At 37.5% G+C, this 24,269-nt stretch carries 24 protein-coding genes and 3 pseudogenes; 25 read left to right on the plus strand and 2 right to left on the minus strand.

All coding sequences use genetic code 11. The features are described from left to right. The first annotated feature begins 117 nt into the window (after positions 1–117). The 8 genes and pseudogenes from NSQ85_RS09730 (at position 118) to NSQ85_RS09765 (ending at position 8,835) form a co-directional block, all read left to right on the plus strand. Positions 118–678 (plus strand): LemA family protein, encoded by a 561-nt coding sequence (locus tag NSQ85_RS09730; RefSeq protein ID WP_084831058.1) that lies wholly within the window; start codon positions 118–120, stop codon positions 676–678. Position 679: 1 nt separating this feature from the next. After that, a complete protein-coding gene (gene htpX / locus NSQ85_RS09735; protein ID WP_095559312.1) occupies positions 680–1,579 on the plus strand; it encodes a zinc metalloprotease HtpX in 900 nt (299 codons plus the stop codon). 117 nt (positions 1,580–1,696) lie between these two features. Beyond that, entirely contained in the window at positions 1,697–2,170 is a 474-nt protein-coding gene (locus tag NSQ85_RS09740; protein ID WP_014608168.1) for a membrane protein, read from the plus strand. After that, positions 2,167–2,562, plus strand: coding sequence for a DUF4430 domain-containing protein (locus NSQ85_RS09745; RefSeq protein WP_179972857.1), 396 nt, complete (start codon positions 2,167–2,169; stop codon positions 2,560–2,562). The genes NSQ85_RS09740 and NSQ85_RS09745 overlap by 4 nt, the downstream gene beginning before the upstream one ends. Before the next feature lie 174 nt (positions 2,563–2,736). After that, positions 2,737–5,559: a phosphoenolpyruvate carboxylase gene (ppc, locus tag NSQ85_RS09750; protein ID WP_179974422.1), complete on the plus strand. Its 2,823-nt coding sequence runs from the start codon at positions 2,737–2,739 to the stop codon at positions 5,557–5,559. A 67-nt stretch (positions 5,560–5,626) separates the two neighbouring features. Next, positions 5,627–6,661 carry a DNA polymerase III subunit delta gene (holA, locus tag NSQ85_RS09755; RefSeq protein ID WP_179974423.1) on the plus strand — a complete coding sequence of 345 codons (1,035 nt, stop codon included), beginning with the start codon at positions 5,627–5,629 and terminating at the stop codon, positions 6,659–6,661. Positions 6,662–6,755: 94 nt separating this feature from the next. Further along, a complete protein-coding gene (gene sodA / locus NSQ85_RS09760; RefSeq protein WP_179974424.1) occupies positions 6,756–7,361 on the plus strand; it encodes a superoxide dismutase SodA in 606 nt (201 codons plus the stop codon). Between the two features lie 479 nt (positions 7,362–7,840). Then, a pseudogene (locus NSQ85_RS09765) lies at positions 7,841–8,835 on the plus strand (serine hydrolase). A gap of 40 nt (positions 8,836–8,875) precedes the next feature. Here the strand turns inward: NSQ85_RS09765 and NSQ85_RS09770 are convergent. Beyond that, positions 8,876–9,523, minus strand: a complete 648-nt coding sequence (locus tag NSQ85_RS09770) for a prepilin peptidase (RefSeq protein ID WP_179974425.1) — start codon at positions 9,521–9,523, stop codon at positions 8,876–8,878. Between the two features lie 108 nt (positions 9,524–9,631). Here NSQ85_RS09770 and NSQ85_RS09775 point away from each other — a divergent pair, with 108 nt between their 5' ends. Beyond that, positions 9,632–10,153, plus strand: a complete 522-nt coding sequence (locus NSQ85_RS09775) for a Dps family protein (RefSeq protein WP_179974426.1) — start codon at positions 9,632–9,634, stop codon at positions 10,151–10,153. 123 nt (positions 10,154–10,276) lie between these two features. Here the strand turns inward: NSQ85_RS09775 and NSQ85_RS09780 are convergent, their stop codons facing one another. Next, entirely contained in the window at positions 10,277–10,651 is a 375-nt protein-coding gene (locus NSQ85_RS09780; RefSeq protein WP_179974427.1) for a prepilin peptidase, read from the minus strand. A 108-nt stretch (positions 10,652–10,759) separates the two neighbouring features. Between NSQ85_RS09780 and NSQ85_RS09785 the strand changes: the two genes are divergently transcribed. The 16 genes and pseudogenes from NSQ85_RS09785 to NSQ85_RS09855 all read left to right on the plus strand — a co-directional run bounded on the left by NSQ85_RS09785 (position 10,760) and on the right by NSQ85_RS09855 (position 24,241). Then, positions 10,760–11,281: a Dps family protein gene (locus NSQ85_RS09785; protein WP_179974428.1), complete on the plus strand. Its 522-nt coding sequence runs from the start codon at positions 10,760–10,762 to the stop codon at positions 11,279–11,281. A gap of 88 nt (positions 11,282–11,369) precedes the next feature. After that, positions 11,370–11,807, plus strand: coding sequence for a Fur family transcriptional regulator (locus tag NSQ85_RS09790; protein WP_141326303.1), 438 nt, complete (start codon positions 11,370–11,372; stop codon positions 11,805–11,807). A gap of 110 nt (positions 11,808–11,917) precedes the next feature. After that, entirely contained in the window at positions 11,918–12,124 is a 207-nt protein-coding gene (locus NSQ85_RS09795) for a YqgQ family protein (RefSeq protein WP_179974429.1), read from the plus strand. Continuing rightward, on the plus strand, positions 12,117–13,085 hold the full coding sequence (locus NSQ85_RS09800) for an ROK family glucokinase (protein ID WP_179974430.1): 969 nt from the start codon (positions 12,117–12,119) through the stop codon (positions 13,083–13,085). Before NSQ85_RS09795 ends, NSQ85_RS09800 begins: the two co-directional genes overlap by 8 nt. Positions 13,086–13,224: 139 nt before the next feature. Beyond that, positions 13,225–15,072: a translational GTPase TypA gene (gene typA / locus NSQ85_RS09805; RefSeq protein WP_179974431.1), complete on the plus strand. Its 1,848-nt coding sequence runs from the start codon at positions 13,225–13,227 to the stop codon at positions 15,070–15,072. 23 nt (positions 15,073–15,095) lie between these two features. Continuing rightward, positions 15,096–15,368, plus strand: a complete 273-nt coding sequence (locus NSQ85_RS09810; RefSeq protein ID WP_179972863.1) for a DUF3165 family protein — start codon at positions 15,096–15,098, stop codon at positions 15,366–15,368. A gap of 123 nt (positions 15,369–15,491) precedes the next feature. Continuing rightward, positions 15,492–16,844, plus strand: a complete 1,353-nt coding sequence (gene murD / locus NSQ85_RS09815; protein WP_179974432.1) for a UDP-N-acetylmuramoyl-L-alanine--D-glutamate ligase — start codon at positions 15,492–15,494, stop codon at positions 16,842–16,844. Between the two features lie 3 nt (positions 16,845–16,847). Next, positions 16,848–17,942, plus strand: coding sequence for a UDP-N-acetylglucosamine--N-acetylmuramyl-(pentapeptide) pyrophosphoryl-undecaprenol N-acetylglucosamine transferase (locus NSQ85_RS09820; protein WP_179974433.1), 1,095 nt, complete (start codon positions 16,848–16,850; stop codon positions 17,940–17,942). 9 nt (positions 17,943–17,951) lie between these two features. Continuing rightward, entirely contained in the window at positions 17,952–19,076 is a 1,125-nt protein-coding gene (locus NSQ85_RS09825; protein ID WP_179974434.1) for a cell division protein FtsQ/DivIB, read from the plus strand. Between the two features lie 125 nt (positions 19,077–19,201). After that, positions 19,202–20,578 carry a cell division protein FtsA gene (gene ftsA, locus NSQ85_RS09830; protein ID WP_116920190.1) on the plus strand — a complete coding sequence of 459 codons (1,377 nt, stop codon included), beginning with the start codon at positions 19,202–19,204 and terminating at the stop codon, positions 20,576–20,578. A 28-nt stretch (positions 20,579–20,606) separates the two neighbouring features. Continuing rightward, positions 20,607–21,612: pseudogene (ftsZ, locus tag NSQ85_RS09835) on the plus strand (cell division protein FtsZ); the annotation flags it as partial. A 158-nt stretch (positions 21,613–21,770) separates the two neighbouring features. Beyond that, a pseudogene (locus tag NSQ85_RS10775) lies at positions 21,771–21,929 on the plus strand (cell division protein FtsZ); the annotation flags it as partial. 2 nt (positions 21,930–21,931) lie between these two features. Then, positions 21,932–22,615 (plus strand): YggS family pyridoxal phosphate-dependent enzyme, encoded by a 684-nt coding sequence (locus NSQ85_RS09840; RefSeq protein ID WP_179974436.1) that lies wholly within the window; start codon positions 21,932–21,934, stop codon positions 22,613–22,615. 4 nt (positions 22,616–22,619) lie between these two features. Then, the gene (locus NSQ85_RS09845; protein ID WP_179972868.1) at positions 22,620–23,189 is read left to right on the plus strand and encodes a cell division protein SepF; all 570 of its coding nucleotides are present in this window, start codon (positions 22,620–22,622) and stop codon (positions 23,187–23,189) included. 3 nt (positions 23,190–23,192) lie between these two features. Continuing rightward, positions 23,193–23,450, plus strand: coding sequence for a YggT family protein (locus tag NSQ85_RS09850; RefSeq protein ID WP_116920194.1), 258 nt, complete (start codon positions 23,193–23,195; stop codon positions 23,448–23,450). Beyond that, positions 23,450–24,241, plus strand: a complete 792-nt coding sequence (locus NSQ85_RS09855) for a YlmH family RNA-binding protein (RefSeq protein ID WP_179972992.1) — start codon at positions 23,450–23,452, stop codon at positions 24,239–24,241. The genes NSQ85_RS09850 and NSQ85_RS09855 overlap by 1 nt, the downstream gene beginning before the upstream one ends. The last annotated feature ends 28 nt before the right edge of the window (positions 24,242–24,269 follow it).

Raw genomic sequence — 24,269 nt, forward strand, 5'->3', positions numbered from 1 at the left:
TGTAAAACGACTTATATTTTCCACTTTTATCTGAAAATTTGATATACTGAGACTAGTAAAGATACTTGTAAGAGAAGTCGTACGGACTCTTTGTAGGTATAAGAAAGGAATAAAAATATGATTTGGATTATTATTGCCATTATTGTTGTTCTTGTGATTTTTGTTATTGCAAGTTATAACGGCTTGGTTAAAAGCCGTATGCAAACCAAGGAGGCGTGGAGTCAAATTGATGTTCAATTGAAACGTCGTAATGATCTCCTTCCTAACTTGATTGAAACGGTTAAAGGTTACGCTAAATATGAGGGTTCAACGCTTGAAAAAGTAACAGAACTTCGTAATCAGGTAGCAGCTGCGACTTCTCCTGCACAAGCTATGCGTGCTAGTGATGAATTGACTCGTCAGGTTTCTGGAATCTTTGCGGTAGCTGAAAGTTACCCTGACCTCAAGGCAAGTGCCAATTTCAGCCAGCTTCAAGAAGAGTTGACGAACACTGAAAATAAAATTGCCTATTCACGTCAACTTTATAACAGTGTGACAAGTAACTACAATGCGAAATTGGAAACATTCCCAAGTAATGTTATTGCTAGGATGTTTAGCTTTAAGGCTGCTGAATTCCTTGAAACACCAGAAGAAGAAAAAGCTGTGCCTAAGGTTGATTTCAGTGGACTAGGTAACTAATATGTTATTTGATCAAATTGCTCGAAATAAGAGAAGGACTTGGCTTCTGCTCCTGGTCTTTTTCCTCTTGTTGGGTCTTGTTGGCTACGGTGTCGGCTATCTTTGGTTAGGTTCAGGCTTTGGTGGTCTGATTCTTGCCTTAGTTATTGGTTTTATCTATGCCATTACCATGATTTTCCAATCAACAAATATCGTCATGGCCATGAATGGTGCACGAGAAGTTGATGAACACACGGCTCCAGAACTTTATCATGTGGTCGAGGACATGGCTATGGTGGCCCAAATCCCAATGCCACGTGTCTTTGTTGTCGATGATCCTTCTATGAATGCTTTTGCGACTGGATCAAGCCCTAAGAATGCGGCAGTAGCTGCTACAACAGGTCTTCTTGCGGTTATGAATCGTGAGGAGCTTGAAGGGGTTATCGGACATGAAGTGAGTCATATTCGCAATTACGATATTCGAATCTCTACCATAGCAGTTGCCTTAGCATCGGCTATTACCATGCTAGCTGGGATGGCTCGTAATATGATGTTCTGGGGTGGAGGTCGTCGTAGAGACGATGATGACCGTAATGGAAGTAGCGGTTTGGAAATTATTCTTCTCATTCTTTCTTTGATTGCCATTATCCTGGCGCCTTTGGCGGCTACCTTGGTTCAGTTGGCTATTTCACGCCAGCGTGAATTTCTAGCTGATGCTTCCAGCGTCGAATTGACACGTAACCCACAAGGTATGATTAATGCTCTACTCAAACTTGATAATAGTGTGCCAATGCAACATCACGTGGATGATGCTAGCGCAGCCCTCTTTATCAATGACCCTAAAAAAGAATCTGGTTTACAGAAGCTCTTTTATACTCACCCACCAATTTCAGAACGGGTGGAACGCTTGAAACAAATGTAACTCAGGGAAGGCTAATCATGTGATTGGCCTCTTTCTTTTAGCAGTTATTTTCTTTTTTAATTAAATAAATAAGTATCATACCTAGTCAATTCAACTTATTTCTGGCATAATAGATATATGAAACTAACGATTCAACGAATGGCTCGGATAGCCATTTTGTCAGCACTGGCAGTAGGATTGCGGTCAGCATTTATAGGATTGCCAAATATTCAGCCTATCACAGCTATGTTTTTTGTGTCTGTCCTTTATTTGGGGTTAGTAGATGGTTTCTTGATTATGGCTTTGACCATGTCAATCTCAGGATTCATCTTTGGGTTTGGTCCCTGGGTTTTTAATCAAATCTTGGCCTTCGGCATTTTGATGGCTCTTTGGAGCTTGATTGCACCTAGGTTATCACTTGTTTGGCAGATTGCTTTGGTAACTATTTTATCCTTTCTCTACGGAGTTCTCTTGGATTATAGTTATGGCCTCCTATTTAAGAGCGGTCTTACCTTTGTTGTTTCTGGCCTTCTTTATGATACTTATCATGCAGTATCGACGCTTCTATTCTATCCATTTATTCAGTCTATTTTTAGGAGACTTTTGAAATGAAAAAATTATTGATATGTTTAGCTCTTGCCTTTTCTCTTGTTACTTTAGGTGCTTGTGGAAAAAATGAGTCTGCTAAACCTACTAGTAGCACAAACAATCATCAGTCTAAGGGTCAAGGCCAGGTTACTTTGATTTTAAAAACTGAAAAGGAAAGTAAGAAAAAATCCGTAGAATTCAAAAATGGTGATACGGTCCTTGATGTTTTAAAAGAAATATATCCTGTTCAAGAAAATGATGGTTTTATTACTGAAATTGATGGAATTTCTCAAGACAAGGAGAAGGGGATTTATTGGATGTTTGATGTCAATGGAAAAATCGGTGAGAAAGCTGCTAATCAACTTAAAGTTCAAGATGGTGATGAAATCAAATTCTATCAAGAAAAGTATAATTAAGATTTTAGACTCTAATTCAGAGTCTTTTTTTATAAAGTTCGGAAACAGGACTAATATTTTTTTCAAATAAGTCAGAAAATTGCAAAATAACTGACGATTTACAGAAAAACAGTTTACTTTTGTTTTAAAAGTGATATCATAAAAGGGTACTACATAAAGTAAGGAGAACACGGTTTGGCTCTTAACAAATTGGAAAGCAGTAACAACCAGGAAATCATCTCTGAAGAAGTTGGTATCTTGAAAGAATTGTTGGATGATGCAACACGAGGCATGGCTGGTGAGCAAGGCCTCACGACTATCCAACATTTGGTTGAACTTTATGATGAAGGTGACTATGAGGCCCTTACACAAGCTATTTCAGAAATGACAAATGATGATATGATCGTTGCATCACGTTATTTTTCTTTGTTACCTCTCTTGATTAATATCTCTGAGGACGTGGATTTGGCTTATGAAGTCAACCGAAAAAATAATATTGATGAATCTTATTTAGGTAAGTTGTCTGAAACCTTTGATGTTGTCGCTGAAAGCGACAATGCGCGTGATATTCTTGAAAATGTTAATGTCGTTCCGGTATTGACAGCTCACCCAACTCAGGTTCAACGTAAAACCATGCTTGAATTGACTAACCACATTCACGAACTTCTCCGTAAGCATCGTGACGTCAAGGATGGTCTTATTAATGAGGATAAATGGTATGCGGATTTGCGTCGTTATGTAGAGATTATGATGAAAACGGATATCATTCGTGAGAAGAAACTTAAAGTTAAAAACGAAATCACTAACGTTATGGAGTATTACAACTCCTCATTGATTAAGGCAATTACCAAGCTATCGCATGAATTCAAACGTTTAGCGGTTGAAAAAGGTATCGAACTTGATAATCCAACACCTATTACAATGGGAATGTGGATTGGTGGTGACCGTGACGGGAACCCATTTGTAACGGCAGAAACTCTTAAACTTTGTGCGACATTACAAAGTGAAGTTATCCTCAATTACTATATTGAAAAAGTTGTTAACCTTTACCGCTCATTCTCACTCTCATCACGTTTGACTGAAGTTTCAGAAACAGTAGCAGAAATGGCGAAACTTTCTCCAGATACATCTGTCTACCGTGAAAACGAACCATACCGTCGTGCTTTCAGTTACATTCAATCTAAATTGATTCAGACGCTTCTTTTCTTCAAAGCAGGTAACTTTAGCAAGGAACGAGTTGCTAAGCGTCTTTCTGAAAATGTTCGTCTTGGCTCAGTCTCAACAGGTGAAGTAGTAGCTGATTTTGTGCATGACCGTCTCAGCCAAAGTCTTCAAGCTGTCTCACAACAAACTACCGAATTTTATGAAACAGCTGAAGCATTCCATGACGATCTTTTGGCAATTAAAAATTCACTTCTCGAAAATGATGATTCTGTCTTGATTTCCGGTGATTTCGAAGAGCTTCTTCAAGCTGTTGAGGTCTTTGGATTCTACCTTGCAACAATTGATATGCGTCAGGATTCAAGCGTTCATGAAGCTTGTGTGGCAGAGTTGCTTAAATCTGCAAACATTGTTGACAACTACAGTGAATTGACAGAGGTTGAAAAGGTTGCTGTTCTTCTCAAAGAATTGCAAGAAGATCCACGTACCTTATCATCAACAAATGTATCTAAGTCTGAAACGCTTGAAAAAGAATTAGCTATCTTCCGTACTGCTCGTCTTTTGAAGGACTATCTTGGTGAAGAAGTCATCAAACAACATATCATCTCTCACACTGAGAGCGTCTCAGATATGTTTGAGTTAGCCATCCTTCTTAAAGAAGTTGGTTTAGTTGATACTGAGCGTGCGCGTGTCCAAATCGTTCCACTGTTTGAAACCATCGAAGACTTGGAAAACTCTAATGAAATCATGAAACAATACCTTGGTTATGATATTGTTAAACGATGGATTAAGAATAGCAATAACTACCAAGAAATCATGTTGGGTTACTCAGATTCAAACAAAGATGGTGGTTACTTGTCTTCAGGTTGGACGCTTTACAAGGCTCAGAACGAATTGACCAAGATTGGTGAAGAGCGTGGCATTAAAATTACCTTCTTCCATGGCCGTGGTGGTACAGTTGGTCGTGGTGGTGGCCCATCTTACGATGCTATTACTTCTCAACCATTTGGTACTATTAAAGACCGTATCCGTTTGACGGAGCAAGGTGAGGTTATCGGTAATAAATATGGCAATAAGGATGCAGCTTACTACAATCTTGAAATGCTAGTTTCAGCTACGCTTGATCGCATGGTAACACGCCAAATTACTGATCCTGATGAATTGGTTGATTTCCGTGAAATTATGGATAGTATTGTTCAAGATTCTAATGGTATTTATCGAGATCTTGTCTTCGGAAATGAACATTTCTATGAATACTTCTTTGAAGCAAGTCCAATCAAGGAAGTATCAAGTTTAAATATTGGTTCTCGTCCAGCTGCTCGTAAGACTATTACTGATATTTCAGGACTTCGTGCTATTCCTTGGGTATTCTCATGGTCACAAAACCGTATCATGTTACCAGGTTGGTATGGTGTGGGTTCTGCCTTTAATCACTATATTGAAGCTGAAGAAGGAAACCTTGAAAAACTTCAACACATGTTTGAAACATGGCCATTCTTCCGTTCACTTTTGTCTAACGTGGATATGGTGCTTTCAAAATCAGATATGAATATTGCCTTCCACTATGCACAGTTGGCAGAGAGTGAAGAAGTTCGTAGCGTCTTTAACATCATTTTGGATGAGTGGCAGCTGACTAAGAATGTCATTCTTGCTATTGAAAAACATGATGACTTCCTTGAAGAAAGCCCATTTCTTAAAGCGAGTTTGGATTTCCGATTGCCATACTTCAACGTCTTGAACTACATCCAAATTGAATTGATTAAACGGCTTCGTAATAATAATCTGACTGATGACGAAATTAGTCTTATTCATATTACTATCAATGGTATTGCAACAGGACTTCGAAACTCTGGTTAATAAAGTAAAGTTCATCGCTTCGGTGGTGAGCTTTTTGTTATAATGAAAATTCTGGTATAATATAACCATGATTGCTATGGAAACGATTGAAAAGCTGAGCAGAGAAAAACTTCCTAAGATAACTGTCTTGGCTGGCGAGGATTTAGGTCAGTATAGTCAAGCTAAAGAAAAATTTTTAAAACAAATTGGATTTGATTCAAGCGACTTGACCTATTCCTATTTTGATATGTCCGAGACTGATTATCAGGATGCTGAACTCGATTTGGAAAGTATGCCTTTTTTTGCAGATGAAAAGGTAGTTATTTTTGATCATTTCGCAGATATGACGACTTCTAAAAAGTCTTATCTAGATGAAAAAGCATTGAAACGTCTTGAAAATTATCTTCAATCACCTGTAGAAACAACACGTCTTGTATTAATGGCTTCTGGAAAGCTCGATGGGAAGCGTCGGTTGGTTAAACTCCTAAAACGTGATGCTTTGGTACTTGAAGCTAACTCTTTAAAGGATACAGAGCTTAGAACTTATTTTCAAAAACAGGCACATCAAGAGGGACTCACTTTTGATAAAGGGGTATTTGAGGAACTCTTAGTCAAGTCAAGTTTTGATTTTTCAGATATTCAAAAGAATCTGGCGTTTTTAAAAGGATATAAAACTGAAGGGAATATCTCATCGCAAGACATTACGGAGGCTATTCCTAAAAGTTTACAAGATAACATTTTTGATATGACTCAACTTCTTTTGAGAGGACAGATTCAAGATGTTCGTGAATTGGTTCATGATTTACGATTGCAAGGAGAAGATGAGATTAAGTTGATTGCTGTTATGTTGGGACAATTCCGCACCTATCTGCAAGTCAAATTGTTATCTGCTCAAGGTAAAAGCGAGCAACAAATTGTTTCAAGTCTTTCAGACTATCTAAGTCGGAAAGTTAATCCATTTCAGGTTCGCTATGCTATAAGAGATAGACGTCATTTATCAGTTGCATTTTTAAAGACAACGATTAAGACTCTGGTTGAGACAGACTACCAGATAAAAACAGGAACTTTAGATAAAGATTATCTACTTGATTTAGCACTTTTTAAAATAGCGTCAAACAGCTAAAAAAATGGAGATTTCCAAGATTTTGTAAGCAAAATTTTTGAAAGCTCTATCACTTTATGGTAAGATGGAAAAAAATGAAAAGAGGACCTTTACTATGGCTATTATTCTTCCAGATCTTCCTTACGCTTACGATGCTTTGGAACCATACATTGATGCTGAAACAATGACTCTTCATCATGACAAACACCATGCAACTTACTTGGCGAATGCTAATGCTGCGCTTGAAAAACACCCTGAAATTGGTGAGGACCTTGAAGCGCTTTTGGCTGATGTAGAAAAAATTCCAGCAGACATCCGTCAAGCACTTATTAACAATGGTGGTGGACATCTTAACCACGCACTTTTCTGGGAACTTTTGTCACCAGAAAAGCAAGAACCAACTGCAGAAGTAGCAGCCGCTATTAATGAAGCATTCGGTTCATTTGAAGCTTTCCAAGAAGTTTTCACTACGGCAGCAACAACTCGTTTTGGTTCAGGTTGGGCATGGCTTGTGGTTAACGCAGAAGGTAAACTTGAAGTTGTTTCAACTCCCAACCAAGATACACCTATCTCAGACGGTAAAAAACCAATCTTGGCACTTGATGTTTGGGAACATGCTTACTACCTAAAATACCGTAACGTACGTCCAAGCTACATCAAAGCCTTCTTTAAAATCATCAATTGGAATAAAGTTGCTGAGCTTTACGCAGCAGCTAAATAAGTCTAGAATCATCCTCAGTCTTGAGGGTGTTTTTTTGTAATATGGTTGTAAAATCTCCTTGTTTTTTGTACTATTATAGCTTAAACTATAATTGGTATGAGAAAAAAGAAAAAACATTCAAGTGAAAAGTATAGTGGAAGCCGCCAAAAAACTAAATATAAGAAGAAAGATTCGTTAAAACAAGACCTTCAAAAAGACGTTAAGAAAGACAGTAAAGATTGTAAAAAAATGTCAAAAGAAGCGACGAGAAGAATAACAAAAAAGATAAGAAAAAGGTTTCTAAGAAATCAGTAGAAAAGAAACCGGTTGAGGAAACATCGATACCAGTAGGACACAAGGAAAAAGAAGAAAAAATTGAAACCTTATTACTTAGGAGTAAACGCTCTAAAAAATCTAGATCGAAATCATTCAGTGATGATAAGAAACCTTATCTTATCTTAATTCTTCTGGGTGCAGTAGTTATTCTTGTGTTTGTTGCTATGCTTGCCTTAGCAGGACGAGGAAAACAGGCTGGTCACACTGGGAACCTTGGGAACATTTTTGGTTCTAACTCTAAGGTAACTAAAAAAGAGGATAAGAAAAAAGAGGAAAAGGTAACTCCAACCAACAAGTCAGCTGAAGCTAAAAAAGGAGTCATGGAAGCAGATGCAGATACGATGTATGCTAATGGATTGTATTATGATTATGCTAACATGACATTGAACCAAGTGGTTGAAGCCTTTATGGCTGATCAGGGAATCGAGTCTAGCCAATCGCCTTCTCATATAAAAATACCAAGACAAATGAGCAATTCTCTATGAATGATACTCAGCCAATGACTGCAGGATCAATCTACAAATTGCCACTAAACATGCTTGTTATGGATGAGGTTAATAGAGGGAAGCTTTCTTTGACTGAACGTTTTGATATTAATAATACTGAATATGAATATCAAGGAGAACATGATAAGTATGTTGCCTCCTTTGGTGGTGCAATGACCATCCCAGATATGCAAGAATATTCTCTAGTTTATTCTGAGAATACGCCTGCCTATGCATTGGCAGAACGTCTTGGCGGTATGGAAAAATTCTATGGCATGCTTGATAAATACGGTAAGTCAAAAGGGAAAGTTAAAACTATTCAAATGCATGGTAATAAGACAACAACGGATTATTACATCCAAGTCTTGGATTACCTTTGGAAACACCAAGAGAATTATAAGGATATTCTCCACTATATTGGTGAGTCTTTCCCAAATGAATACTACAAAACTTATCTTCCTGGTTTAACCATCTATCAAAAACCAGGCTACGTTCGTGAAGCACTCAACGTTGATGCTATTGTCATGGAAGATACACCTTATTTGGTAGCAATCTATACCCGTTACCTTGGTGGTTCAACTGAGGAATCAGATGAAATTAGTGGTTGGGGTCTTCAACAATTGGGGGTGCTCGCTTATGTTATTAATGAATGGCACCGTGTCAATATGAATTAATACTGAAAAAACCGATTATTTAGGTTTTTTTTCTATACTATTACATGAAGGTAAGAATTAGAACGCTCATAAAGAGAAATGGGACAAAAGCGACTGTTTCATTAGGGTTTCTACGTACTAGGAAGTACATAAGCCCAAATAGGCAAGCTAGTTCAATAGCTATTAGTATTTTGGAAAATGGGAAAATGAGGGAGACACTGGCCAAATAGAGAAAATCACCTTCACCAATATTTAAACGTTTGATATATGACAGAACGGCTAAACTTATTCCTAAGCTAAAAGTGAGGTAGTGGTTTCCCAAACATAGGAGAGGTAGTGTTCCAAGAATCCAAATTAGAAGGGGATATGATTTATTTTTTAAATCAAAAATAGTTAGACAAAGACTGAAAAAAAGCAAATAGGTTCTTCCGAAATCTAGGTAGTCATAGAAATAAAGAAGAAGTATTCCTCCACAAAACAATTCCAAGAAGAGGTAACGGTATGGGATAGAACTTTGACATATCCGACATTTGAACCTTAAGAAAAGTTGTGATAGAATCGGAATCATTTCGAAAAAACGTAACGGATGCCCACACTGATTGCAATGGCTTCTAGGAAAAATAATCGACTTCTCAGGAAAACGATCACAAATCAATCCAATAAAGGAGCCTAAAGAGGTACCGAGAAAAAAATATAAAATACTAAGCATACCTAACTATTCGAAAAAAGACAGAAAAAGCGTTTTACTTGCATCTTATTTAGAAATACTTTAAGATATAAGTATAAACAATAATGGTTCTAAATAAGGAGAAAGAATATGACAGATTCAATTAAAGAAACAATCAAGGAAACAGTTAACCATCAAGCAAAGACGCCAACAAACACAAAAACCAAAGCAGTATTAAATCAAGCGGTTGCCGATTTGTCTGTAGCAGCTTCTATTGTGCATCAAGTTCATTGGTATATGCGTGGTCCTGGTTTCCTTTATCTTCACCCAAAAATGGATGAATTAATGGATAGTTTGAATTCCTATCTTGATAAGATTAGTGAGCGTTTGATTGCCATTGGTGGTGAACCATACTCAACTTTGGTAGAGTTTTCATCTAATTCGGGTTTGACTGAAACTACTGGTACATTTGATCAACCAATGTCTGATCGAATTCAGCTATTGGTTGATATATACAAATACTTGTCTGTCTTATTCCAAGTTGGCTTGGATATCACAGATGAAGAAGGAGATGTTCCTTCAAATGATATCTTTACGGATGCAAAATCAGAAATTGATAAGACGATCTGGATGTTGACTGCAGAACTTGGACAAGCACCAGGCTTGAAATAATCAAATTTTGAGTTAAGATGATTGTCAAGAGTTCCTCTAAAAATGTATAATAGATATAAAATACTTTTAGAATATATGAATTAATACTGAAAAAGCCGATTATTTCGGTTTTTTTCTATACTATTACATGAAGGTAAGAATTAGAACGCTCATAAAGAGAAATGGGACAAAAGCGACTGTTTCATTAGGGTTTCTACGTACTAGGAAGTACATAAGCCCAAATAGGCAAGCTAGTTCAATAGCTATTAGTATTTTGGAAAATGGGAAAATGAGGGAGACACTGGCCAAATAGAGAAAATCACCTTCACCAAACCGACATTTGAACCTTAAGAAAAGTTGTGATAGAATCGGAATCATTTCGAAAAAACGTAACGGATGCCCACACTGATTGCAATGGCTTCTAGGAAAAATAATCGACTTCTCAGGAAAACGATCACAAATCAATCCAATAAAGGAGCCTAAAGAGGTACCGAGAAAAAAATATAAAATACTAAGCATACCTAACTATTCGAAAAAAGACAGAAAAAGCGTTTTACTTGCATCTTATTTAGAAATACTTTAAGATATAAGTATAAACAATAATGGTTCTAAATAAGGAGAAAGAATATGACAGATTCAATTAAAGAAACAATCAAGGAAACAGTTAACCATCAAGCAAAGACGCCAACAAACACAAAAACCAAAGCAGTATTAAATCAAGCGGTTGCCGATTTGTCTGTAGCAGCTTCTATTGTGCATCAAGTTCATTGGTATATGCGTGGTCCTGGTTTCCTTTATCTTCACCCAAAAATGGATGAATTAATGGATAGTTTGAATTCCTATCTTGATAAGATTAGTGAGCGTTTGATTGCCATTGGTGGTGAACCATACTCAACTTTGGTAGAGTTTTCATCTAATTCAGGTTTGACTGAAACTACTGGTACATTTGATCAACCAATGTCTGATCGAATTCAGCTATTGGTTGATATATACAAATACTTGTCTGTCTTATTCCAAGTTGGCTTGGATATCACAGATGAAGAAGGAGATGTTCCTTCAAATGATATCTTTACGGATGCAAAATCAGAAATTGATAAGACGATCTGGATGTTGACTGCAGAACTTGGACAAGCACCAGACTTGAAATAATCAAATTTTGAGTTAAGATGATTGTCAAGAGTTCCTTTAAAAGTGTATAATAGATACAAAATACTTTTAGAAGAAGAGAGGCGGCGATATGTCTGATCATCGACATAGTCTCGGTGTTTACGAAGATATCTTGAATCAGTTAAAAGCTAAAGGGATTCGATTAACCGAATCTCGTAAAGCTATTATCCGCTATTTGATGATGTCTGATCAACATCCTAGTGCTGATGTGATATATTATGACCTTCTCCCTGATAATCCAGGTATGAGTTTAGCAACGGTCTATAACAACTTGAAAGTGTTAGTCGAAGAGGGAATTGTCTCTGAAATTAAGGTTAATAATGATAATACAACATATTATGATTTTATGGGGCATGACCACTTAAACATTGTTTGTGAAAAATGTGGTCAAATTACTGATTTATATTTACCGATTCCGTCTTTCAAAGAAGAGGTAGAATCGCAAACAGGATTTCGCATCACTCGTGAGCAAATGATTTTGCATGGCGTTTGTCCGAATTGTCAATAGATAAGAGTCTAAGTCAAATAGACTTGGGCTTTTTGTCTAGGTACATAATAATCTGTAAAGGTTTTCAAAATTATCTTGTCATGCCTTAAGCTTTTTGCTAAAATATTTCTATGAAAACATTATATGACGTTCAACAGTTATTGAAGCAGTTTGGGGTAGTAGTTTACTTGGGTAAAAGGCTCTATGATATCGAGATGATGAAGATTGAATTGGAAGGTCTTTATCAGAATGCTTTGATAGACAAGGAAAACTATCTTATTGCTGAAATGATTTTACGACGTGAATATCGGATTGAAATGGAGAAGGAAAATGAGTAAGAAACTCTTAGGTATTGACCTCGGTGGAACAACCGTTAAGTTTGGTATTTTGACTGCAGATGGTGAAGTTCAAGAAAAATGGGCTATTGAAACAAATACGTTTGAAAATGGTAGCCACATTGTTCCTGACATTGTAGAATCTTTGAAACACCGTTTGGAATTGTATGGACTTACTGCTGAAGATTTTATTGGAATTGGTATGGGATCTCCAGGTGCAGTTGACCGAGAAAATAAAACAGTAACGGGTGCCTTTAACTTGAACTGGGCAGAAACTCAAGAAGTTGGCTCTGTCATTGAAAAAGAACTTGGTATTCCATTCGCTATTGATAATGATGCTAATGTGGCTGCACTGGGTGAACGTTGGGTTGGTGCTGGTGCTAACAATCGGAATGTTGTCTTTGTAACATTGGGTACAGGTGTTGGTGGCGGTGTTATCGCTGATGGTAACTTAATTCATGGTGTTGCCGGTGCTGGTGGGGAAATTGGTCACATTATTGTTGAACCTGAAACAGGATTTGAGTGTACTTGCGGAAACAAGGGGTGTCTGGAAACTGTAGCTTCAGCAACAGGTATTGTACGTGTAGCACATCATTTGGCAGAAAAATACGAAGGAAACTCTTCTATTAAAGCTGCTGTAGACAATGGTGAGCTTGTTACAAGTAAAGATATTCTCGTAGCTGCTACTGAAGGTGATAAGTTTGCTGACAGCATTGTTGATAAAGTCTCTGAATACCTCGGACTTGCAACAGCAAACATCTCAAACATTCTTAACCCAGATTCTGTCGTTATCGGTGGTGGTGTTTCTGCCGCAGGAGAATTCTTGCGTAGTCGTGTTGAAGGATACTTTACACGTTATGCATTCCCACAAGTTCGCCGTACAACAAAAGTGAAATTAGCGGAGCTTGGAAATGATGCAGGAATCATTGGAGCTGCTAGTCTTGCTTATAGTATTGACAAATAATGAGATAAGGTGCGCCTAACTGGATAAGGGAAGGTAGCACTTTTTTTTGTTGAAAAACGTTTACAATTATCCGATCTCTGCCATTTTATTGAAAATGTGGTATACTTGAAAGGTTGAAATAAATAATAAAGAGGAAAAGATGACTAAACTTAGAGAAGACATCCGTAACGTTGCCATTATTGCCCACGTTGACCACGGAAAAACAACACTTGTAGATGAATTGTTGAAACAATCACACACCCTTGATGAACGTATGGAACTTGATGAGCGTGCAATGGACTCAAACGATCTTGAAAAAGAACGTGGTATTACCATCCTTGCTAAGAATACAGCCGTTGCTTACAATGGTACTCGTATTAATATCATGGACACACCAGGGCACGCGGACTTTGGTGGAGAAGTTGAACGTATCATGAAAATGGTTGACGGTGTTGTTCTTGTTGTCGATGCTTATGAAGGGACAATGCCTCAAACACGTTTTGTATTGAAAAAAGCTCTTGAGCAAAATTTGACACCAATTGTTGTTGTCAACAAGATTGATAAACCCTCAGCTCGTCCTGAAGAAGTTGTTGATGAAGTCCTAGAGCTATTCATCGAACTGGGTGCAGATGATGATCAATTGGAATTCCCAGTTGTTTATGCATCAGCTATAAATGGAACATCATCATTGTCTGATAATCCAGCTGATCAAGAGCACACTATGGCTCCAATCTTCGACACTATTATAGATCACATCCCAGCTCCTGTAGATAACTCAGATGAGCCACTTCAATTCCAAGTGTCACTTCTTGACTACAACGACTTTGTTGGACGTATTGGTATTGGACGTATCTTTCGTGGGAGTGTAAAAGTTGGTGATCAAGTTACCCTTTCAAAACTTGATGGAACAACTAAAAACTTCCGTGTTACGAAACTCTTTGGTTTCTTTGGCTTGGAGCGTCGTGAAATTGAAGAAGCCAAAGCTGGTGACTTGATTGCTATCTCAGGTATGGAAGATATCTTCGTCGGTGAAACAATCACACCAACTGATGCTGTTGAACCATTGCCAGTTCTTCGTATTGATGAACCAACACTTCAAATGACTTTCTTGGCGAATAACTCACCATTTGCTGGTCGCGAAGGTAAACACGTGACATCACGTAAAGTCGAAGAGCGTCTTTTGGCTGAGTTGCAAACAGACGTTTCATTACGTGTTGAACCAACTGATTCACCAGATAAATGGACTGTCTCAGGCCGTGGTGAATTGCACTTGTCAATCCTTATCGAAACAATGCGTCGTGAAGGATATGAACTTCAAGTGTCACGTCCAGAAGTTATCATCAAGGAAATTGATGGAGTGAAATGCGAACCATTTGAACGTGTTCAAATTGATACTCCAGAGGAGTACCAAGGCTCAATCATCCAAGCTCTTTCAGAACGTAAAGGCGACATGCTTGATATGCAAATGGTTGGTAACGGCCAAACACGCCTTATCTTCCTTGTGCCAGCTCGTGGACTCATCGGATTCTCTACTGAATTCTTGTCTATGACACGTGGTTACGGTATTATGAACCATACCTTTGATCAATATTTGCCGGTTGTTCCTGGTGAGATTGGCGGACGTCACCGGGGTGCTCTCGTTTCTATCGATACAGGTAAAGCGACAACTTACTCAATTATGCGTATTGAAGAACGTGGTACTATCTTTGTTAACCCAGGTACTGAAGTTTATGAAGGTATGATTGTTGGTGAGAATGCTCGTGAAAATGACCTTGGTGTTAACATTACTACAGCAAAACAAATGACAAACGTGCGCTCAGCTACTAAGGACCAGACGGCTGTTATCAAGACTCCACGTATATTGACACTTGAAGAATCACTTGAATTCTTGGATGATGATGAATACATGGAAGTAACACCTAAATCTATCCGCTTGCGTAAACAAATTTTGAATAAAGCAGAGCGTGATAAAGCTAATAAACGTAAGAAAAAAAGCAGCGGAAGCTGAATAATTTTTAGAGAGGAGAAGAGATGTTTTATCTGATTGTTGCTATATTGATTGCTTCATTCTATTTCTTTATTGCACCAAAGTCAGTTAAAAACACTATGAATCTTCTCTTTGTCATGGCTACCTTAGCATTGCTCTTGCTTTTAGCAGTGTTATCAATCATTAAATTCTTCAGTTTACCTGGTGAGTTCTTTGTCACGGTAGGAATGTTTATATTGAGTTATTTCACCTTGAAAGATATTTTCGGCATGTCAGAGCCCAATCGTGATAAAGCTCAACAAGGCGAAAATAAGTAGCATGATATTAAAGTCAATCTGTTAAGATTGGCTTTTTTCTGTGAATAGAAAATACTACTCCTTGAAATAGCTTGTGATAAAGGGTAAAATGGATATGATACAATTTGAGAGAATGGACGAATTATGAAATCAATAACACAATTGGAAAATAAAAAGGTTTTAGTCCTTGGTTTGGCTAAATCTGGTGAAGCAGCGGCTCGTCTTTTGGCTAAGCTAGGAGCTATTGTTACTGTTAATGATGGAAAAGCATTTGAGGAAAACCCATCGGCTCAATCACTTCTTGAAGAAGGCACTAAGGTTATTTGTGGTGGACATCCACTTGAACTTTTGGATGAAAATTTTGAATTAATGGTCAAGAATCCTGGAATTCGGTATGATAATCCAATGGTAGCTCGTGCGCTTGAAAAAGAAATTCCAGTTTGGACTGAAGTTGAATTGGCTTACCTAGTCTCTGAAGCACCAATTATCGGTATTACAGGCTCAAACGGTAAAACAACCACAACAACTATGATTGCTGGTGTTTTAAATCATGGTGGAAAGTCAGGTGTCTTGTCTGGAAATATTGGTTTCCCTGCATCGGAAGTAGCGCAATCAGTGACAAATCAGGATACTTTGGTCATGGAGTTGTCTTCTTTCCAATTGATGGGAATTGAGAGTTTTCATCCACATATTGCTGTGATTACGAACTTGATGCCGACGCATATTGACTATCATGGTAGCTTTGAAGAATACGTAGCTGCCAAATGGAATATTCAAAACGAAATGACATCAGACGATTTTATTATTTTAAACTTTAATCAAGATTTGGCTAAAGAGTTGGCTACGCAAACAAATGCGCAGGTCGTTCCCTTCTCAACTGTGGAAAAAGTAGATGGTGCTTATCTGGAAAATGGTGGCCTCTACTTCAAAGGTGAATTGCTAATGCATGCTGATGAACTTGGAGTTCCAGGAAGTCACAATATTGAAAATTCCTTAGCGACAATTGCTGTTGCAAAATTGTCAGGTGTTTCAAACCAGGCAATTAAAGAAACTCTCTCAAGCTTTGGTGGGGTTAAACACCGTCTTCAATTTGTTGATACGATTGATGATGTAAAATTCTATAATGATAGTAAGTCAACAAATATTTTAGCGACACAAAAAGCACTTTCTGGCTTTGATAATAGTAAAGTCATTTTGATTGTCGGTGGTTTGGACCGTGGTAATGAATTCGATGAACTCATTCCTGATATTACTGGACTTAAGAAAATGGTAATTTTGGGAGAATCAGCTCCTCGTCTCAAACGTGCTGCAGACAAAGCTGGTGTAACCTATCTGGATGCCAAAGATGTGGCTGATGCGACACGCATTGCCTTTGAACAAGCTAGTGCAGGTGATGTTGTCTTGTTGAGTCCTGCTAACGCGAGTTGGGATATGTACAAGAATTTCGAAGTGCGTGGTGATGAATTTATCGCAACTGTTGAGCGATTGAAGGGATAGGCTATGACAAAATCGAAAAAAATTGTTTTTACTGGTGGAGGGACAGTTGGACATGTGACCTTAAATCTTATCTTAATTCCAAAGTTTCTAAAAGATGGATGGGAAGTGCACTATATCGGTGATAAACATGGTATTGAACACGAACAAATTGATAAGTCTGGTCTAGATGTAACCTTCCATAGTATTGCTACAGGTAAACTACGTCGTTATTTTTCATGGCAAAACATGTTGGATGTCTTTAAAGTTGGTTGGGGAATTCTACAGTCAATTGCAATTATTGCTAAGATTCGTCCCCAAGCACTCTTTTCAAAAGGCGGATTTGTATCTGTACCACCAGTTATCGCGTCTAATTTATTAAGAGTCCCTGTATATGTTCACGAGTCTGATTTGTCTATGGGATTAGCCAATAAAATCGCATACAAGTTTGCAACTACTATGTTTACGACTTTTGAACAATCAAAAGCTTTGGTGAAGGCAAGGCATGTTGGTGCTATTACTAAGGTGGGTATGACAAGGTTTGATAATTCAGATCAACTAGATAAGATTAAAGAACAGTTTGATGAGAAACTAAAAACAGTCCTTTTTATTGGGGGATCAGCTGGTGCAAAGGTGTTTAATGATTTTATTAGCAAAACTCCAGAACTGATTGAGAACTATAATGTCATCAATATATCTGGGGATTCCTCATTAAATACCCTGGAGCGTCATCTTTATAGAGTTGATTATGTGACAGATTTGTACCAACCTCTTATGGATATGGCGGATTTAGTTGTAACTCGTGGTGGTTCAAATACTATTTTTGAATTGTTGGCTATGAAAAAACTTCATTTAATCGTTCCTCTAGGAAAAGAAGCTAGCCGTGGGGACCAGCTTGAAAATGCTGACTATTTTGAAAGAAAGGGTTACGCTCGTCAATTGCAGGAATCGGAATTAAGTTGGGAGACATTAAAACACAAGCTCGAACAACTTGTTGAACATGCAGAGACTTACAAAGAAGCTATGGCTAAATCTGAGGAAATCACTTCTCCTGATGATTTTTATAACCTATTAGTGACTAGTATTTCAAATCTATTAGTGACTAGTATTTCAAATAAATAAAGGAATTTCATGGCAAAAAAGGATCAAAAATCACAAGAAAAAAAAGTTCTGACTGAGTGGCAGAAGCGAAATCTAGAATTTTTGAGAAAACAAGAAACCAAAGATTCAGGAGAGATGACTAACAAAACAGGCGTTCATCCAGAAAAAGCCACATCTCAGGAGGACAAAATACCAGTAAAAAAAAAGGTCAAGAAGAAAAAAAGAAAAAAAGTCAATACGACTAGCAATATCCCAATTGCACAACGAAATCTTGCGGGGCTTGTTATTTTTATAGCTGCGATTTTAATCGTATTTTCACTCTTCTTTATCTCGCCTTGGTCTAAGCAAAAGATTCTTACAGTATCAGGAACAAAAAATGCTCTACCGGAAGATGTGAAAGTTGCAAGTGGTATTCTTGATACAGATTATATTACTCACGTTTTTTTCAATCAAGAAGAGATTGCATCAACTGTTAAAAAAAACAACGTTTGGGTTAAAAAGGCTACGGTAACTTATAGTTTTCCAAATCAATTTAATATTGCAGTGAAAGAATATCCAATCGTGGCTTATCGTCAAACATCAAATGGATATGTTTCTATTCTTGAAAGCGGTAAGACTGGAGGGACTGTTTCAACAGGAAATCTACCAGATAAATTTATCACTTTAAAGACGGATGATGAAAAGAAAATTGAAGATTTAGTAAAAGAGTTGCATAAACTTGATAGTAAAATCAAGAATAATATTCAAATTATTAATTTAACGCCTACAAAAGCAACTACAGATTTGTTGACAATTGAGTTATATGATGGAAATTCTATTCGCGTTCCCCTCTCTCAATTAACGACTAAGTTACCTTATTACGAGAAAATTAAGAGTAAGCTTTCTGATGGATGTATTGTAGATATGGAGGTTGGCCTCTATACAACAACTCCTGAAGTAGAATCATCAAAAACTGATAAGGATAAAAAGAAAGATAAAAGCAAGACAGATAAGAAGGAAGACAGAGAAATTTCTGACGAGGGTCAGGAAACAACGACACTAACTGAACAAAATACTGAGAAAGAAGCTAATGCTGAAAATTCAGATGTTCAGGGAGTAGGAAATCCGACTGTTAATCAAGATAAAACTCTTCAATCTTCCCCCAGTCAAGGCTAATATTGAATAATAAAAACGTAAAATGCTGACATTTTACGTTTTTTTATGGTACAATAGTGTCCGAATAATTCTGTATTTATACAGTTTACAAAGATATTGAATGGAAAGATTGAGAGGTCGAGTGAATGGCTAGAGATGGCTTTTTTACAGGATTAGATATAGGAACTAGCTCGATTAAGGTTCTTGTTGCTGAGTTTATTGATGGATCAATGAATGTCATCGGAGTAAGTAATGTTAAGAGTTCTGGTGTGAAAGATGGCATCATTGTTGATATTGACGCTGCAGCAAAATCAATCAAAACAGCTATTGAGCAAGCAGAAGAAAAAGCCGGTATTGTGATTGAACAAGTGAATGTTGGGCTTCCAGCCAATCTTCTTCAAATTGAGCCTACACAAGGTATGATTCCTGTAACAAGTGAATCAAAAGAAATCAAAGATGAAGATGTTGAAAGTGTTGTTCGATCAGCCTTGACTAAGAGTATTACACCTGAACGTGAGGTTATCTCACTAGTTCCTGAAGAATTTATCGTTGATGGTTTTCAAGGGATTCATGATCCTCGTGGAATGATGGGGATTCGTCTTGAGATGAGAGGCCTCATTTACACAGGACCAACAACAATTCTTCACAATATTCGTAAGACAGTTGAGCGTGCAGGTATTCGGGTTGAGAATATCATCATCTCTCCTCTTGCAATGACTCGTGCTGTCTTGAATGAAGGAGAGCGTGAATTTGGTGCTACTGTTATTGATATGGGTGGTGGTCAAACGACTGTTGCAAGCATGCGTGCTCAAGAACTGCAGTTTACCAATATTTACTCTGAGGGTGGCGAATATATCACCAAGGATATTTCAAAAGTCTTAAAAACATCTATGCAAATTGCAGAAGCGCTTAAGTTTAATTTTGGTAATGCTGACATTGAAAAAGCAAGTGAAACTGAAACTGTTCAGGTAGAGGTTGTAGGTGAAAATTCACCTGTTGAAATCACTGAGAAATATCTTGCTGAAATTATCTCGGCTCGTGTGAAGCATATCTTGGATAGAGTTAAACAAGACTTGACGCGAGGTCGCCTACTTGATTTGCCTGGTGGTATTGTCCTTGTAGGTGGAACGGCCATCATGCCAGGTGTAGTTGAAGTTGCTCAGGAAATTTTTGAGACAAATGTGAAACTTTATATACCTAACCAAGTTGGTATCCGTAATCCAATGTTTGCAAATGTAATTAGTCTTGTTGAGTATGTTGGTCTCCTTACAGAAGTTGATATTATTGCTCAGCAAGCTGTGTGTGGTGAAGAGTATCTTCGTCGTAAACCTATCGACAATGAGGCGCCTACCTTGAGTATTGATAGAACTCATACTCCAGCACCTCGAGTGACCCCACAACCAAATCGTATTCCAGTTGAGAATACCGTCGAGGTACCTCAACCGGTTGATGAAGAAAATCATGAACAAAAACAAAAACTTGGAGATCGTGTTCGTGCAATCTTCGGAAGTATGTTTGATTAATTGAATCTAGTAAAAGCGAGGAAATAAAATGAATTTTTCATTTGATAGCGCATCAGTTCAGGGTGCGGTAATTAAAGTTATTGGTGTCGGTGGAGGTGGAGGAAATGCCATCAACCGAATGATTGAAGAAGGTCTTTCTGGTGTCGAATTTATTGCAGCTAACACGGATATTCAAGCTCTCAGCTCTTCTAAAGCAGAAACAGTTATCCAATTAGGTCCTAAATTGACTCGTGGTCTTGGTGCTGGAGGTCAACCTGAAGTTGGTCGTAAAGCAGCTGAAGAAAGTGAAGAAACACTTACAGAGGCACTTACAGGAGCTGATATGGTATTTATCACTGCTGGTATGGGTGGTGGTTCTGGTACAGGGGCAGCACCAGTTATTGCACGTATTGCTAAAAGCTTGGGTGCATTGACAGTAGCAGTGGTTACGCGTCCATTTGGATTTGAAGGTAATAAGCGTAGTTCCTTCGCTATTGAAGGTATTCAAGAATTGCGTGAGCAAGTTGATACTCTTCTTATTATCTCTAACAACAACCTTCTTGAAATCGTTGATAAGAAAACACCACTTCTTGAAGCCCTTAGTGAAGCAGATAATGTCCTACGTCAAGGGGTACAAGGTATTACAGACCTTATTACCAACCCAGGTTTAATCAACCTCGACTTTGCTGATGTGAAAACAGTTATGGCAAATAAAGGCAATGCGCTTATGGGGATTGGTATTGGTTCTGGTGAAGAACGTATTGTTGAAGCTGCACGCAAAGCAATCTATTCACCGCTTCTTGAAACAACTATCGATGGTGCAGAAGATGTTATCGTTAACGTAACTGGTGGCCTTGATATGACACTTACAGAGGCAGAAGAAGCATCTGAAATTGTTGGTCAAGCTGCTGGTAACGGTGTTAATATTTGGCTTGGTACATCAATCGATGATACTTTGAAAGATGAAATTCGTGTAACGGTTGTTGCAACAGGGGTTCGTCAAGATCGTGCTGAAAAGGTATCTGGTATGAAAGCTCAACCACGTAAAGTGACTACAGCTCCTTCGCAATCGTCAGTTCCTACTCAGCAAGTTGCACAAGAACAACAACGTCTAGGTTCTCAAGCTTCATTTGAACGTCAACCGAATTTCGACTACAATGAAACACATTCAATGTCACAACCAGGAGTTCGTCCAACTGTGGCAGCACCTCAACAAGATCAGTCAGATTTTGGAAACTGGAACTTGAGACGTGATAATATTTCTCGTCCTAAGACAGGTGAACTTGATAGTCAATTGACTATGTCTACATTCTCAAGTGATGTTGAAGATGACGATGAATTGGAGACACCACCATTCTTTAAAAACCGTTAATAATGACTATAGAAGAAAATAAAAATGATGTTTATCAGGCGGTGAAGAAAGCATGTGAAAAAGCTAATTGCTCTAGCGAAGAAGTCAATATAATTGCCGTAACTAAGTATGTTTCAAGTGAAATCGCTGAAGAATTGGTTGAATCGGGAATTAAACACATTGCTGAAAACCGTGTTGATAAATTTTTAGATAAGTATCAGGCGTTAAAAAAATATGATTTGACATGGCACCTTATTGGTAGCTTACAACGTCGAAAAGTAAAGGATGTTATTAATTTAGTTGATTATTTTCATGCTTTGGATTCTGTTAAATTGGCAGAGGAAATTCAAAAGCGTGCGGATCATACCATTAATTGCTTCCTCCAAGTTAATGTTTCAGGTGAGGAGTCGAAACATGGTTTTTCACCTGAAGAACTTGACACTGTTCTAAATCAAATTAAAAATCTTGATAAAATTTGTATAGTAGGGCTAATGACTATGGCTCCAATTGATGCGAATACTCAAGAACTTGATAAGATTTTTGGTGAGACAAATGAACTTAGACAATCAATTCAAGATAAAAAACTAAAGAATGTTCCCTGTGATCAACTAAGCATGGGGATGAGTCGAGATTATGACATGGCTATTCAGAATGGATCAACCTTTGTTAGAATAGGCAGTGCATTCTTTAAAGAGAACGGAGAATAACCTTATGGCAATAAAAGATGCAATTGAAAAAATTGTTTCATATTTTGATGCCGACGAAGTAACAGATCATGAAGATGTTGCTAAAGAACGTCCAGTTAAAGTACAGAAAACTGAGCAGACACCACCTCAACAACAACCTAAACCTGAACGTCCTCAGGCAACAGTCCCTCCTCGTCGCCAACATATCAAATCAGACGTACAGGCAACTCAAGTTCTTCGTAGTTTACCTTCAAGTCGATCACAAGTTAATCAGGGATCCCAACAAATGAATACAACTAAAACTACTATTGCAATTAAATATCCTAAAAAATATGAAGATGCTCAAGAAATTGTAGAACTTTTAATTGAAAATGAATGTGTTTTAATTGATTTTCAATATATGTTAGAAGCACAAGCTCGCCGTTGTTTAGATTATATTGATGGTGCTAGCAAGGTACTTACAGGAAACTTACAAAGAGTTGGTTCTTCCATGTACTTGCTCACACCAATCAACGTTGTTGTTGACATCGAAGAGATTGGTTTGAGTCATGGAAATCAAGAATCTACTTTCGACTTCGACATGAAGAGACGTTAAGCCATGTTTGTATTACTATATGTTATTTGGGCACGTGTTGTTAACTTGGTAGAGATACTCCTTGTAATCTATGCCTTGTTATCTTGGTTTCCAGGAGCTTATGATACAGCTCTTGGGAAGACTATTAGACAAATTGTTCAGCCAATTCTTGCACCATTTCGTAGGCTGAATTTGGTTTTTGCTGGTATTGATTTTTCAATTATCGCAATTATACTTTTGTTAAATTTCTCTCTTAGTATTCTTAAGCTTGTCCTATTTTGATGTTTGAAGCAAAAAATATTGAACAACATTACTCGTTAGAAGAACGTCTTTTTTTAGAAAAGGTTAGGGGATTTTGTCAATTAGTTGAAGATCGGTATAGCCCCTATTTGACTGATTTCTTAAATCCTCGTGAAATCCAGATTGTCAAAGATTTAGCAAATTACTATAATTTAAAATTCTTTGTAAGTTCAACTTTTGATAACGAAGAGTATGGAAGAGTGATTCTTGCTCCGGATTATTATGAACTTGATGAAGATGACTTTGAAATTAAACGATTAGAGATTTCTTATGCTAGACAATTTAATAAATTGACACACCCCAAAATTTTAGGCGCACTGCTTAATCAACTTGGTCTTGAACGTCAAGTATTTGGAGATGTTATTCTTGATGAAGAAGGCCGAGTTCAATTTAACATTGCTTCTCATCTAGCAAGCTATGCAATAATGACTATTACTAAAATCGGTAGGGTTTCGGTTATGCTTAGAGAAGTAAATAAAGATGATTGGATTTTAAATCAAGAAAAATATTCTCAATCTTTTGTCTTGCTTTCTAGTATGCGTCTTGATAATGTGTTATCTACAGTATTAAAAACTTCGCGTTCAAATGCTTTAAAGCTAATTGCTTCAGGCAAAATCAAACTTAATTATAGGCAAATTGAGAAATCTGATCAGATAATATCTATTGGTGACATGATTTCGGTTAGAGGTTTTGGCCGATTTCGTCTAGTTCAACAAGAAGGAATTTCTAAATCAGGAAAAGCCAAGGTCGTCATCGACAGTCTTCTAAGATAACAAAAGTAGGTATTTAATTTAAAAGCAT

It is taken from the genome of Streptococcus sp. FSL L8-0526, assembly GCF_038007145.1.
In the GTDB taxonomy this organism is placed as follows: domain Bacteria; phylum Bacillota; class Bacilli; order Lactobacillales; family Streptococcaceae; genus Streptococcus; species Streptococcus thermophilus.

Coding starts and splice junctions, on each gene's coding strand:
- NSQ85_RS09730 (WP_084831058.1), top strand. CDS start 118: ATGATTTGGATTATTATTGCCATTATTGTTGTTCTTGTGATTTTTGTT.
- htpX (WP_095559312.1), top strand. CDS start 680: ATGTTATTTGATCAAATTGCTCGAAATAAGAGAAGGACTTGGCTTCTG.
- NSQ85_RS09740 (WP_014608168.1), top strand. CDS start 1,697: ATGAAACTAACGATTCAACGAATGGCTCGGATAGCCATTTTGTCAGCA.
- NSQ85_RS09745 (WP_179972857.1), top strand. CDS start 2,167: ATGAAAAAATTATTGATATGTTTAGCTCTTGCCTTTTCTCTTGTTACT.
- holA (WP_179974423.1), top strand. CDS start 5,627: ATGATTGCTATGGAAACGATTGAAAAGCTGAGCAGAGAAAAACTTCCT.
- sodA (WP_179974424.1), top strand. CDS start 6,756: ATGGCTATTATTCTTCCAGATCTTCCTTACGCTTACGATGCTTTGGAA.
- NSQ85_RS09770 (WP_179974425.1), bottom strand. CDS start 9,523: ATGCTTAGTATTTTATATTTTTTTCTCGGTACCTCTTTAGGCTCCTTT.
- NSQ85_RS09775 (WP_179974426.1), top strand. CDS start 9,632: ATGACAGATTCAATTAAAGAAACAATCAAGGAAACAGTTAACCATCAA.
- NSQ85_RS09780 (WP_179974427.1), bottom strand. CDS start 10,651: ATGCTTAGTATTTTATATTTTTTTCTCGGTACCTCTTTAGGCTCCTTT.
- NSQ85_RS09785 (WP_179974428.1), top strand. CDS start 10,760: ATGACAGATTCAATTAAAGAAACAATCAAGGAAACAGTTAACCATCAA.
- NSQ85_RS09790 (WP_141326303.1), top strand. CDS start 11,370: ATGTCTGATCATCGACATAGTCTCGGTGTTTACGAAGATATCTTGAAT.
- NSQ85_RS09795 (WP_179974429.1), top strand. CDS start 11,918: ATGAAAACATTATATGACGTTCAACAGTTATTGAAGCAGTTTGGGGTA.
- NSQ85_RS09800 (WP_179974430.1), top strand. CDS start 12,117: ATGAGTAAGAAACTCTTAGGTATTGACCTCGGTGGAACAACCGTTAAG.
- typA (WP_179974431.1), top strand. CDS start 13,225: ATGACTAAACTTAGAGAAGACATCCGTAACGTTGCCATTATTGCCCAC.
- NSQ85_RS09810 (WP_179972863.1), top strand. CDS start 15,096: ATGTTTTATCTGATTGTTGCTATATTGATTGCTTCATTCTATTTCTTT.
- murD (WP_179974432.1), top strand. CDS start 15,492: ATGAAATCAATAACACAATTGGAAAATAAAAAGGTTTTAGTCCTTGGT.
- NSQ85_RS09820 (WP_179974433.1), top strand. CDS start 16,848: ATGACAAAATCGAAAAAAATTGTTTTTACTGGTGGAGGGACAGTTGGA.
- NSQ85_RS09825 (WP_179974434.1), top strand. CDS start 17,952: ATGGCAAAAAAGGATCAAAAATCACAAGAAAAAAAAGTTCTGACTGAG.
- ftsA (WP_116920190.1), top strand. CDS start 19,202: ATGGCTAGAGATGGCTTTTTTACAGGATTAGATATAGGAACTAGCTCG.
- NSQ85_RS09840 (WP_179974436.1), top strand. CDS start 21,932: ATGACTATAGAAGAAAATAAAAATGATGTTTATCAGGCGGTGAAGAAA.
- NSQ85_RS09845 (WP_179972868.1), top strand. CDS start 22,620: ATGGCAATAAAAGATGCAATTGAAAAAATTGTTTCATATTTTGATGCC.
- NSQ85_RS09850 (WP_116920194.1), top strand. CDS start 23,193: ATGTTTGTATTACTATATGTTATTTGGGCACGTGTTGTTAACTTGGTA.
- NSQ85_RS09855 (WP_179972992.1), top strand. CDS start 23,450: ATGTTTGAAGCAAAAAATATTGAACAACATTACTCGTTAGAAGAACGT.